The sequence below is a fragment of the Polaromonas sp. genome (assembly GCF_010365105.1).
Taxonomy (GTDB): Bacteria; Pseudomonadota; Gammaproteobacteria; order Burkholderiales; family Burkholderiaceae_C; genus Polaromonas.
The window spans coordinates 1-11,998 of sequence record NZ_JAAFGZ010000036.1; the positions used below are offsets into that span (position 1 = coordinate 1).

The following is an 11,998-nucleotide window of genomic DNA, read 5'->3' on the forward strand; positions in this document are numbered from 1 at the left end:
GCAAGGAAATTTGGCGACCCTACGGGGATTCGAACCCCGGTACCTACCGTGAAAGGGTAGTGTCCTAGGCCTCTAGACGATGGGGTCTTAACCTTGGAACTTCCGGCGCAGGCTTTTTAATTCCTGCTACAAAAATTTAAAAACTTTCTCGACCTTGGTGGAGGTAAACGGGATCGAACCGATGACCTCTTGCATGCCATGCAAGCGCTCTCCCAGCTGAGCTATACCCCCTTAGTCACCAATTTCTCAGTAACCTGTCGAGCCTCAAATTATATCGACAAAAATCAGGCTTTTGAAAACTTTCAAACTAAATTCAATTTGGCGATAACTTTTTCTCGCGCCATGAGTTCGACCACGGCATCGAGCGACGGCGTTTGCGGCGTTCCCAGAAGCAGAACGCGCACCGGCATCGCCAGTTGCGGCATCTTCAGGCCGGTGTCGAGCAGCACTTGCTTGATGGCTGCGGCAATCGCCGGCCGGTTCCATTCGCAGCTTGAGAGCGCCTGCGACAGCTTTGCCAGCGCGGGCCGCACTGCATCGGTCACATGGGTGCTGATGTCTGCCGGGCTGGCTTCGCCGCCGTTGACCAGCAGCTTGAGCCAGCCGGCCAGTTCGACCAGCGTGCTGCAGCGGTCCTTGAACAGCGCGCAGCCGCGCGCCAGCCAGGCAGGATCGACATCACTCACGCCCTGCTGCGCCAGGAAAGGCTGGACCAGTTCCGCCAGTGTGTCGTCGGCCATGGCTTTCAGATGCTGGGCATTCACCCAGCGCAGTTTGGCTTCGTCGAACTGCGCGGCACTTTTGCCCAGATGGTCGAGGTTGAACCACTGCAAGAACTGCTCACGGCTGAAAATCTCGTCGTCGCCATGGCTCCAGCCCAGGCGCGCCAGGTAGTTCACCATGGCAGCGGGCAGGTAGCCCTCGGCGGCATATTGCGTCACCGGCTTGGCGCCGTTGCGCTTGCTCATCTTCTCGCCCTGCTCGTTCAGCACGGTCGGCAGATGGGCGTAGACCGGCACTTCTTTGCCCAGGGCGCGGAAGATGTTGATCTGGCGCGGTGTGTTGTTGACATGGTCGTCGCCGCGAATCACATGCGTGATCGCCATGTCCATGTCGTCAACCACGACGCAGAAGTTGTAGGTCGGGGTGCCATCGGGCCGGGCAATCACCAGGTCGTCGAGTTCGTCGTTGCTGATCTCGATGCGGCCCTTGACCTTGTCGTCCCAGACCACTGCGCCGCCTTGCGGATTCTTGAAGCGCAGCACCGGCTTCACGCCTTCGGGCATGGCCGGCAGCGTCTTGCCGGGCTCGGGCCGCCAGGTGCCGTCGTAGCGCGGCTTTTCCTTGGCGGCCATCTGCGCTTCGCGCAGTGCATCGAGTTCGGCCACGCTCATGTAGCAGGGGTAAACATGGCCAGCGGCCACCATCTCGGCCAGCACCGCCTTGTAGCGCTCCATGCGCTGCATCTGGTAGAACGGGCCTTCGTCGTAGTCCAGGCCGAGCCAGCGCATGCCTTCGATGATCACATCGACGGCGGCCTGGCTGGAGCGCTCCACGTCGGTGTCCTCGATGCGCAGGATGAAGTCGCCGCCGGTGGCGCGCGCGAAGGCCCACGGGTACAGCGCCGAGCGGATGTTGCCCAGGTGGATGAAGCCGGTGGGCGAAGGGGCGAAACGGGTTCTTGTTTTTTGTGTCATATCAAGCTGTCCAGACCGCGTGCGAGGTCGGCTTTCAAATCGTCAATGTGTTCCAGGCCGGCCGCAAAGCGGATCAGGCCCTGGCCGATGCCCGCCGCCTGGCGCTGTGCTTCGGTCAGGCGGCCATGCGAGGTGGTTCCAGGGTGGGTGATGATGGACTTGGTGTCGCCCAGGTTGGTGGCAATGCTGACCACCTGCGTGCTGTTGATCACATGAAAGGCGTTGGTGCGCGCCGTTTCCGCGTCGCTGCCGCGCACGTCAAACGACACCACCGCGCCGCCCAGTCCAGACTGCTGGCGCATCGCCAGTTCGTGCTGCGGGTGCGACGGCAGGCCGGGGTAATGGACGCGCGTCACGGCCGGATGCGTTTCCAGCCATTGCGCAATGCCCAAGGCCGTGGCGCTTTGCGCCTGCATGCGGATGCGCAGCGTTTCCAGGCCTTTCAGCACAACCCACGCATTGAAGGGCGCCAGCACCATGCCGGCGGTGCGCACGATCGGGCCGAACACATCGACGATCAGCTTCGAAGGTCCACAAATCGCGCCCGCCATGACGCGGCCCTGGCCGTCGAGGTACTTGGTGCCCGAATGGATGATCAGGTCGGCGCCCATCTCGGCTGGCCGCTGCAGCGCGGGCGAGCAGAAACAGTTGTCAACGGCCAGCAGTGCGCCGCCTGCATGCGCTATATCGGCCAGCGCCCGGATGTCGCAGACTTCAGTCAGCGGGTTGGTAGGCGTTTCGGCAAACAGCAGTTTGGTATTGGGACGCATCGCCGCGCGCCACTGCGCGATGTCGGTCTGCGAGACAAACGTGGTCTCGACACCGAACTTGGCGAATTCCTTGGCGAACAGGTTCAGCGTCGAGCCGAACACCGACTGCGAACACACCACATGATCGCCAGCGCGCAAGAGGCCCATGCCCATCATCAAAATGGCGCCCATGCCGCTCGATGCGGCAATGGCCGCCTCCGTGCCTTCGAGTGCGGCCAACCGCTGCTCGAAGCCGGCCACCGTCGGGTTCGCCGTGCGCGCATAGGTAAAGCCTTCCTCGGTGCCCGCAAAGCGGCGCGCCGAGGTTTCAGCATCGGGCTGCACAAAGCCGCTGGTCAGGTACAGCGCTTCGGAGTTCTCGCCGTACTGGCTGCGTTCGACGCCGACACGCACGGCCAGCGTGTCAGGGTGCAGGTTGTCGGGTAGTGCGCGTTGCGTCATCTCAGGCTTCCTGCGGATTGGGCAGTGCCAGGCGCGAAACATCGACGTCGCTGTCCTCGCCAACTCTTTCAGCAGTGTCGGCACGCCCCGAATTCATCGCGGCAATGGTCTCGGCCGTCACGTCGCCGGTAACATACACGCCGTCGAAGCAGGACGCGTCAAAGCCATCGAGTTCCGGGTTCAGCGAACGGATGGCGCGCTTCATGCCCTCGACATCCTGGTAAATCAGCGCATCGCAGCCGATCACCTGGCGGATTTCTTCAATGCTGCGGTCATGCGCGACCAGTTCACCCGGCGTCGGCATGTCGATGCCATAGACGTTTGGAAAACGCACCGGCGGCGCAGCGCTGGCCAGATAAACCTTGCGCGCACCGGCGTCGCGTGCCATCTGCACGATTTCACGGCTGGTGGTGCCGCGCACGATGGAGTCATCGACCAGCAGCACGTTGCGGCCCTTGAACTCGCTGGCAATCACGTTGAGTTTCTGGCGCACCGATTTCTTGCGAACGCCCTGCCCCGGCATGATGAAGGTGCGGCCCACGTAGCGGTTCTTGACAAAGCCTTCGCGGTAGGGAATGCCCAGCAGGTGCGCCAGCTGGGTGGCGCTGGGTCGGCTGGATTCGGGAATCGGGATGATCACGTCGATGTCGCTCGGCGGCACGGTGGAGACGACCCGCTTGGCCAGCGTTTCACCCAGGTTCAGGCGCGCCTGGTAGACCGAAATGCCGTCAAGCACCGAGTCCGGGCGCGCCAGATAAACAAACTCGAAAATGCAGGGCTTGAGCTGGGGGTTGGCGGCGCACTGTTCGGCATGCACCTTGCCGTCCAGGTTCACATACACGGCTTCGCCAGGCGCAATGTCGCGCTCGAACTGGTGCGCGGTGCCTTCGAGCGCCACCGATTCGCTGGCCACCATGACGGTTGCGCCGTCTTCGTTCTGGCCATGGCCCATGCACAAGGGGCGAATGCCGAACGGGTCGCGAAACGCCAGCAGGCCATGGCCGGCAATCAGCGCCACCACGGCATACGAGCCCTTGACACGCTTGTGTACGCCGCGCACGGCGGCAAACACGTCGGCCGGCGTCAGCGGCAGGCCGCGTGTGGTTTTTTCCAGCTCATGCGCCAGCACGTTGAGCAGCACTTCGGAGTCGCTGTCGGTGTTGATGTGGCGGTGGTCGGTATTGAACAACTCGGCTTTCAGCTCGGCTGCGTTGGTCAGGTTGCCGTTGTGCGACAAGACCAGGCCGAACGGCGCGTTGACATAGAAGGGCTGCGCTTCGTCCTCGCTGAAGGCGTTGCCCGCCGTCGGGTAGCGCACCTGGCCCAGCCCGACATTGCCCGGCAGCGCGCGCATGTTGCGGGTGCGGAACACATCGCGCACCATGCCCTTGGCCTTGTGCATGTAGAACTTGCGTCCCTGCTGGGTGACGATGCCGGCGGCATCCTGGCCACGGTGCTGCAGCAGCAGCAGCCCGTCGTAAATCAGCTGATTGACCGGAGCCCGGCTGACGATTCCAACTATTCCGCACATGGTGTGTTACTCATGGTGTGTTGATTTCTCAACGTAAAGACAAAACAACAAAACAATCAACCCAGAAACCTTGCAAAGGGCTCCGGCAGCAGCGGCTTCAGGCTGGCAAGCGCCGCCGTCAGCGCTTGTGCCCCGGTGGACTCCTGCCACCAGTCGCTGGACTTGAGCGCCGTCATGTCAATCACGACGGTGGCGGCCAGCAGCAGGATCATGCCGCGCAGCATGCCGAACGCCGCACCCAGCGTGCGGTCCACAGGCCGCAGGCCGATGGCGTCCACCAGCCGTTTCAACAAGGCGGCCAGCAAACCGGCCGCAAACAGCGCGGCGATGAAGACGAGAACGAAAGCGGCTGCATAACGCATCGGCTCGGTGGCCGACGGCCAGGGAAGCAGCAGCGCCACCTGCGGCGCAAACCATTGCGCGGCATAAAAAGAAACCGCCCAGCCCAGCAACGACAGCACTTCATAAACCAGCCCGCGCCAGGCACCCAGCAACAGGGAAAAAAACAAAACCCCCGCCAAAATCCAGTCAAGCGTCATCACAGCGCCGCACTCAAGACTAGAAACTCAGGATGGCAACCGGCAAATCAAGTGCCCTGATCTTGTTCACCGCCCTTTCAGCCTCGGCCTTGTTGGCAAAGGGCCCAACGCGAACCCGAACGCGCTTGCCGTCCTTGGTGTCTGCCACCTGGGTGTAGGTGTTGAGGCCGGCCTTTTCCAGCTTGCGGCGTGTTTCCTCGGCCTTGGCGGCATCGGCAAAAGCACCCACCTGCACCACCATGCGGCCCTTGGTTTCAGCGGCAGCGGCCTTGGTTTCTTCGGTGGCCACCGGCTTGGTCGGCGCCGCTACCTTGGGGGGCAGCGCTGCAGGCCTGGCGTTGAGCAGCGCCATCGCCCGTGCGCCGTCGTCGCTTGAAGGAGCCGGCTTGACGGGCTCGGGCTTGACAACCGGCCGAGCTTCAACTTTTTCGACGGGCCTGGGTTCCGGCTTGGGTTCCGGTTTGGCTTCGGGCTTGGGTTCCGGACGCGGCTTGGCCTCTGGCCGGACTTCAGCTTTCGCCTCTTGCCGGGGCTCCGGCTTTACTTCTTTTTTAATAGCTGGAGAAGCAGGCTCAGCAAGCGGTGGTGCGGGTTTTGACGAGTAAATCTCTTCGGTGGGCGACAAGCTGGCGGCCGCCGTCACCGTCTGCGCTGCAGTCGCGGTCGTTTTGGCCGGTGCAGGCGCAGTGGCCACCGCAGGCGCAGGCGCGGGAACCACCAGCGGCTTGAGGGCATTTTTTCCCGGAATTTCAATCGGAATGTCGACGTCCACCGGGCGTGGCTGGGTTTCGAACAGGATTGGAAAGCCGACGACGCCCAGCAGCACCAGCACCGATGCACCGATCAGCCGGTGCTTGGCGCGCTTGCGCAGCACTTCCACGCTTTGCGCCTGGGTGGCTGAACCGGCAGGAGGGGTTGGACTGGCGTCGCCCCGGCGGAACTTGAAAAACGGCATGGTGTGTATGGAATCCGTTGAGGGCCAGGTAGGGGTGGCAGACCGCTTGCCGTTCTGGCGCAGGCGGTGGCTCCGGTTGATTCGGCCTCAGGCCGAAAAGTGTGGCGCGGAAAAACGCGGCACGCCGTTCTTGAGGATTCCGCCCACGGTGTAGAACGAGCCAAAGACGACGATTCTATCAGTGGGGTTTGCCGCCTTGACAGCTGCCTGCAATGCTGAGTCGGGGCTTTTGTAAGCACTGGCTGTCGCGTCTGTCCGGGTGTTGCCAGCCTGCCAGGCGGCGCACAGCGCCTCGCCGGTGGCCGCACGCGGCGTCGGCAGGTCGGTGAAATACCACTTGTCGACCAGCGGGCCGATGCGCGCCAGCATGGGGCCGACGTCCTTGTCAGCCATGGCGCCAAACACCGCATGCGTGCACGGATAAAAACCCATGGCGTCAAGGTTTTCGGTCAGCGCGGCCACCGAATGCGGGTTGTGCGCCACGTCAAGCACCAGCGTTGGCTGGCCGGGAATGATCTGGAAGCGTCCCGGCAGTTCGACCAGCGACAGGCCGTTGCGCACTGCCTGCGCGGTGATGGGCAGCCGGTCGCGCAGCGCCGTCAGCGCCGCCAGCACGCCCGAGGCATTGACCAGCTGGTTGGCGCCGCGCAGTGCCGGATAGGCCAGTCCGGCATAGCGCCGACCGCGGCCGGCCCAGCTCCACTGGAGCTTGTCACCCGAGAAATTGAAGTCGTTGCCAAAGCGCCACAGGTCGGCGCCCAGGGCGGTCGCATGGTCCAGCACGCTTTGCGGCGGCACCGGGTCGCTGACGACGACGGGCCGGCCGGCGCGCATGATGCCGGCTTTCTCGAAACCGATGGCTTCCCGGGTCTGCCCGAGCAATTCCATGTGGTCCAGGTCGATGCTGGTGATGACGGCGCAGTCGGCGTCCAGGATGTTGACGGCGTCGAGCCGGCCGCCCAGGCCGACTTCCAGGATCACCACGTCGAGCTTTGCATTGGCCAGCAACTGCAGGATGGCCAGGGTGGTGAATTCGAAGTAGGTCAGCGAGATTTCATTGCCATTTTGGCTTCTTGCGCTTTCCACACGTGCGAAGTTTGCTATTAAATCCGTAGCGCCGACAATATCGCCGCGCACCCGGCAGCGCTCCTCGAAATGCACCAGGTGCGGCGAGGTGTAGACGCCGGTCCGGTAGCCGGCTTCCATCAGGATGGCTTCGAGCATGGCGCAGGTCGAGCCCTTGCCGTTGGTACCGGCCACGGTGATGACCGGGCAGTCAAACTTCAGCCCCATGCGTTCGGCGACGGTCCGGACGCGGTCCAGGCCCATGTCGATGCTTGTCGGGTGCAGGCGCTCGCAATGCGCCAGCCAGTCGTCCAAAGTAGTCAGATTTTGCATAGAGATGCGCATTGTCGCGCAAGGCGCAATACCCGTGTTCGGAAGCGTTTCAACGCGCAAAGCGGTCGGTCGCGGCGAGCAGTTGCGCCAGGATGCCGGGCTCGTTGAAGGCATGGCCGGCGTCGGCAATCAGGTGAAATTCGGCCTCGGGCCAGGCGCGGTGCAGGTCCCAGGCGGTTTTGGTCGGGCAGGCCATGTCGTAGCGGCCCTGCACGATGACACCCGGAATGCCGGCCAGCTTGCCCGCATCGCGGATCAACTGGCCCTCCTCCAGCCAGCCGCCGTGCACGAAATAATGGTTTTCGATGCGCGCGAACGCCAGCGCAAAGTCGTCGCCACCGTGCTTGGTCGCGCCCGTCGGGTCTGGCAGCAGCGTGATGGTCTGCCCTTCCCACAGGCTCCAGGCGCGGGCGCAGGCCAGTTGCGCGGCCCGGTCACTGCCGACCAGCCGCCGACGGTAGGCAGCCATCAGGTCGCCGCGCTCGGCCGATGGAATCGGTGCCAGAAAGTCTTCCCACAGATCGGGAAACAGCCAGGACGCGCCTTCCTGGTAATACCAGTTCAATTCAGCGCGGCGCAGCGTGAAGATGCCGCGCACGATCAGTTCGGACACTTGCGCCGGGTGCGTCTGCGCATAGGCCAGCGCCAGCGAACTGCCCCAGGAACCGCCAAACACCAGCCATCGCTCCACGCCGATCAGGCTGCGCAGGCGCTCGATGTCGGCGACCAGGTGCCAGGTCGTGTTGTGGTCCAGCGACGCATGCGGCGTTGAACGGCCGCAGCCGCGCTGGTCGAACAGCAGCACGCAATAGCGTTCGGGGTCGAACAGCCGCCGGTGGTCTGTCGAGCAGCCCGAACCCGGTCCGCCATGCAAAAACACCGCCGGCTTGCCTTGCGGATTGCCGCACAGCTCCCAATAGATCGAATGGCCGTCGCCAGTGTCGAGCGTGCCGGTGCGAAACGGCTCGATGGGCGGGTAAAGCGCAGGAGCGGCAACGGTGGGGACGGAAGAAATCATGCGGTTTCCCTCAAAATAATCCAGGCAACGAAGGCACGGTGCCAGGGCGCTGGCAGATTCATGCATTATTCCAGCACGCAGCTAGCTAGCCAAAGCTACACAATCAATAGCTGCTTGTGCCCGTGGATATTGCGCAAAGCCACTATTTCTTAATAAAAACCTGAAAGCGACGACATGACCATTCTGTACGGCATTTCAAACTGCGACACCGTCAAAAAAGCCCGCACCTGGCTTGCGGAACACGGACAGGAGCACGTCTTTCATGACTTCAAAAAGCAGGGCGTTCCTCCGGAGCAACTGGCGCAGTGGGTGCGCGCCGCCGGCTGGGAAAAGCTGCTGAACCGCAAGGGCACGACATGGCGAAAGCTCGATGCGGCCACGCAGGCCGCCGTGGTCGATGCGGAAAGCGCCGAAACCCTGATGCGCGCCAGCCCGAGCGTGATCAAGCGGCCAGTGATGGACTGGGGCCCGGACATCACGGTCGGCTTTGATGCCGCCGACTGGGCCGGGCGGGTTTGAGCCGGTCCGGCTGCGTTGGCAGGTCACCAGCTTTACAGTGTTGAAACCGAACTTTGTGCCTCGAAACAGGTCGAATTCACTAAAATCTGGAGTTTCCGGAAGTCCGAAGACACAGCATTTGCCACAACGCATTTGCACGATGGGCGAGTTGAATTAAAAGGCCTGGCTATGAAAAACACCTTCATCAAAACCTGCATCGGTTCCGCAGTCACGGCTGCCGCCATGGCATCGGCGCCTGCATCGGCCATGGACATCCTGGCACGCGTCATCTCCAGCACGCCAGTGGTTCAGCAAGTGGCCGTGCCGCGCCAGGTGTGCAGCAATGAAGCCGTCGTGGTGCAGTCGCCCCGGTCGGGCGCAGGCGCCCTGATGGGTGCCATCGCCGGCGGCGCGGCGGGCAATGCGATCGGCAACGGCGGCGGCCGGGCGGCGGCCACCATGATCGGCCTGGTCGGCGGTGCGATGCTGGGCGACCGCATCGAAGGCCCGAACAACCAGTTGCAAAACGTCCAGCGCTGCAGCACGCAGACGTTTTATGAAAACCGCGCCAGCTATTTCAACGTGGTGTACGAATACCAGGGCACGCAGTACAGCGCGCAAATGCCCACCGACCCGGGACTGCATGTGCGCCTGAATGTCTCGCCGGTCGGCGCCATCGAAGCCGCGCCGCAGCCTTTCCAGTCGCCGCCGCAAAGCTATTACCCGCCGGCGCAAGTGCAGCCGCAGCCGGTTTATGTGCAACCTCAGCCTGTCTACGTGCAGCCGCAGCCGGTTTACGTACAGCCGGTGATGACGGCACCGGTCTACGAACCGGCCTATTACGCCCCCCGCCCCTACTACGCCCCGTATTACCCGCCCATCGGCCTGTCGCTCAACTTTGGCTACAGCCGGGGCTTTGGCGGCGGGCATCGAGGCCACTGGCGCTGAATTTTTTATCCTGAAAACAAAAAGGGACGCTCCCGTGAGCGTCCCTTTTTAACGTTTGGCCTTATGTTGCACCAGCCCAGCGGCCGGGCTCAGGCTATTCAGGCGTCCTGATCAGCGCGCCCTTGAACAGGATCGGCCCGGTGGCCGCTGTTCCGGCCGGCACGCCACCCTTGGGTTCGAGCGTGATGGCCAGCACGGGCGATCGGCGGATGTCGCTGTCGGCAGCGGTCAGCTGGACCACCGCGTCGCCGCTCATCACGCCCAGCGACTTGGCCGGCGCGCCCGGCGGCAAGGCCCACAGTTCGAGCGACTTGTCGGGCTGCTCGCGGAAATCGCCCACGCGTTTGAGCATCAATTTCTGGCTCTTGGGGTCAAACGTCACCAGGATCGATGCATTGGCCTTGTCGTCTGCCAGCACGGCGACGTATTCAATGGCCGGGGTGTTTGTAAGTTTGGCGCTGAGTTCCTGCACCTGTCCGCTCAGCTGCCGGGTGAAATTCACGCCGGTCACCACGGCCAGCAGGGTCGCAAACGCGCCCGCTGCGGTGGCGCCGCGCCACAGGCCCAGGCTGGACCACCAGCGGCCCCCGGCAGGCGCTGGCACGGCAGGTACGTTTCGGGCCGCCTGCATGGCGTGGGCCTGTTTTTCTGCATGGATGAGGTTTTCGATACGCTTCCAGACCACCGGGCTGGGCGCCACTTCAGGCTGCAGTTCGGCCACCGATGCCAGCCGGCTTTGCCAGATCAGCGCGGTCACGCGCAAGGTCGCGTTGTCACGCGCCAGGGTTTCAAAGCGGCGCCGCGCGCCACCGCGCAAGGTGCCCAAGGCGTAGCTGGCGGCCAGTTGATCCATCAAGCCGGGATTTTTATGGATATTCATGAAGCTGTTTCAAAAAAAGGCGCACGCCAACCGGCAGGCGAAGGAGCTGCGCTCCAGCAGGGGCCACGGAACTGTCTTCGCCAGGCCGCAGGCGCAGCGGCCCCCTCGGGGGGCAGCGCAGTACGCGAAGTGGGGAGCGTAGGCGTGCCCGTACCCAACCAGCAGGGGCCGCGGAACTGGCTTTGCCAGGCCGCAGGCGCAGCGGCCCCCTCGGGGGGCAGCGCAGTACGCGAAGCGACAAGCGTGGGGGCCACACTCATGCGAACCTCGCCATGCAGCCGCGCAATTGCTCCAGCCCCCGGCGAATCCAGGTTTTCACGGTTCCCAGCGGCAGCTTGAGCTGTTCGGCCAATTCGCTGTGGCTGAGGTCGCGCAGGTAGGCCAGGCTGACCACTTCGCGCTGTTTGTTTTCGAGCTGGCTCAGGCACTGGTGCAAGGCCCAGGCCTGCTCGCTGGCCTGCGTGGTGTCCATCGGGTTGGGCGAGTCGCCCGCCACCGTGTCGGAAATCACTTCATCCAGTTCCTGCATGCGGTCGGCGCGGTCGGAGGCGCGGCGACGCAAAAAGTCCAGCCCCCGGCTTCGCACCAGCAGGCCCATCCAGGCCATGGGCGGCGACAGCGTGGCTTTGTAGGTTCCGGCAACCTTCCAGATGTTGAGGAAAGCCTCCTGCAGCACGTCTTCGGCCCACTCCCGGTTGGTGACCACGCGCACCGCCACGCCGTAGAGCTTGGAAGACGTCAGGCCATACAACTCTTTGAGGGCCGATTCGTCGGCCAGCGCCACGCGGTCAAGGAGTGCAATCAATTGGCTATCCGGGCTTTCTGGTTTCATGAACGACATTGTCCACACTATTCATACGCCGCAAACAGGCGATTGGATTCATGCGGCGCCCGGCCAGGCTGCGGGCTGACCTAAAATCCGGGCCTGATCCGCCCGCCTGCCCTGCGCAGCGTTTACACCCTGAAAAATCCTCATGACCACCGAAAAAATCGACAACGTCAACATCACCACCCAAGCCAATGTGTACTTCGACGGCAAATGCGTGAGTCACAGCTTTACGCTGGCTGACGGCACCCAAAAATCGGTGGGTGTGGTGCTGCCGTCCACCCTCACTTTCGGCACGGGCGCACCTGAAACCATGCAATGCGTGGGCGGCGCCTGCGAATACAAGCTGGCGGGCAGCGACGAGTGGCTGAAGTCCGTCATCGGCGAATCCTTCAGCGTGCCCGGCAACTCGAAGTTCGATATCCGCGTCGAGCAGGCCTATCACTACATCTGCCACTACGCCTGAACCCCGAATCACGCAGCAACCAGGAACACCC

The 11,998-nt window shown here is 63.3% G+C and carries 12 protein-coding genes and 2 tRNA genes; 3 read left to right on the forward strand and 11 right to left on the reverse strand.

Translation table 11 applies throughout. From position 1 onward, the window contains the following. Window positions 1-11 precede the first annotated feature (11 nt). The 9 genes from GZ092_RS17800 to pip form a co-directional block, all read right to left on the reverse strand. Window positions 12-87, reverse strand: a tRNA-Glu gene (locus GZ092_RS17800). A 68-nt stretch (window positions 88-155) separates the two neighbouring features. Continuing rightward, window positions 156-231 (reverse strand) — tRNA-Ala (locus tag GZ092_RS17805). Window positions 232-302: 71 nt separating this feature from the next. After that, window positions 303-1,697 (reverse strand): glutamate--tRNA ligase, encoded by a 1,395-nt coding sequence (gene gltX, locus GZ092_RS17810; protein ID WP_293638355.1) that lies wholly within the window; start codon window positions 1,695-1,697, stop codon window positions 303-305. Beyond that, on the reverse strand, window positions 1,694-2,908 hold the full coding sequence (locus GZ092_RS17815) for an O-succinylhomoserine sulfhydrylase (RefSeq protein WP_293638356.1): 1,215 nt from the start codon (window positions 2,906-2,908) through the stop codon (window positions 1,694-1,696). The genes gltX and GZ092_RS17815 overlap by 4 nt, the downstream gene beginning before the upstream one ends. Before the next feature lies 1 nt (window position 2,909). After that, the gene (gene purF / locus GZ092_RS17820) at window positions 2,910-4,439 is read right to left on the reverse strand and encodes an amidophosphoribosyltransferase (RefSeq protein WP_293638357.1); all 1,530 of its coding nucleotides are present in this window, start codon (window positions 4,437-4,439) and stop codon (window positions 2,910-2,912) included. Between the two features lie 56 nt (window positions 4,440-4,495). Continuing rightward, complete coding sequence (locus GZ092_RS17825) at window positions 4,496-4,981, reverse strand: CvpA family protein (RefSeq protein WP_293638358.1); 486 nt, start codon at window positions 4,979-4,981, stop codon at window positions 4,496-4,498. 16 nt (window positions 4,982-4,997) lie between these two features. Continuing rightward, window positions 4,998-5,933, reverse strand: a complete 936-nt coding sequence (locus GZ092_RS17830) for an SPOR domain-containing protein (RefSeq protein ID WP_293638359.1) — start codon at window positions 5,931-5,933, stop codon at window positions 4,998-5,000. An 87-nt stretch (window positions 5,934-6,020) separates the two neighbouring features. Next, window positions 6,021-7,331 carry a bifunctional tetrahydrofolate synthase/dihydrofolate synthase gene (gene folC, locus GZ092_RS17835; RefSeq protein ID WP_293638360.1) on the reverse strand — a complete coding sequence of 437 codons (1,311 nt, stop codon included), beginning with the start codon at window positions 7,329-7,331 and terminating at the stop codon, window positions 6,021-6,023. Between the two features lie 49 nt (window positions 7,332-7,380). Further along, on the reverse strand, window positions 7,381-8,349 hold the full coding sequence (gene pip / locus GZ092_RS17840; RefSeq protein ID WP_293638361.1) for a prolyl aminopeptidase: 969 nt from the start codon (window positions 8,347-8,349) through the stop codon (window positions 7,381-7,383). Between the two features lie 174 nt (window positions 8,350-8,523). On the opposite strand from pip, the gene GZ092_RS17845 reads away from it, so the two are divergent. After that, window positions 8,524-8,868, forward strand: a complete 345-nt coding sequence (locus GZ092_RS17845) for an arsenate reductase (protein WP_293638362.1) — start codon at window positions 8,524-8,526, stop codon at window positions 8,866-8,868. Between the two features lie 168 nt (window positions 8,869-9,036). Next, window positions 9,037-9,795, forward strand: coding sequence for a hypothetical protein (locus tag GZ092_RS17850; RefSeq protein ID WP_293638363.1), 759 nt, complete (start codon window positions 9,037-9,039; stop codon window positions 9,793-9,795). Window positions 9,796-9,889: 94 nt separating this feature from the next. Here GZ092_RS17850 and GZ092_RS17855 read toward each other — a convergent pair whose 3' ends face one another. Beyond that, the gene (locus GZ092_RS17855) at window positions 9,890-10,675 is read right to left on the reverse strand and encodes an anti-sigma factor (protein ID WP_293638365.1); all 786 of its coding nucleotides are present in this window, start codon (window positions 10,673-10,675) and stop codon (window positions 9,890-9,892) included. Between the two features lie 256 nt (window positions 10,676-10,931). Beyond that, a complete protein-coding gene (locus GZ092_RS17860; protein WP_293638366.1) occupies window positions 10,932-11,507 on the reverse strand; it encodes a sigma-70 family RNA polymerase sigma factor in 576 nt (191 codons plus the stop codon). 142 nt (window positions 11,508-11,649) lie between these two features. Here GZ092_RS17860 and GZ092_RS17865 point away from each other — a divergent pair, with 142 nt between their 5' ends. Continuing rightward, entirely contained in the window at window positions 11,650-11,967 is a 318-nt protein-coding gene (locus GZ092_RS17865) for a pyrimidine/purine nucleoside phosphorylase (RefSeq protein WP_293638367.1), read from the forward strand. The last annotated feature ends 31 nt before the right edge of the window (window positions 11,968-11,998 follow it).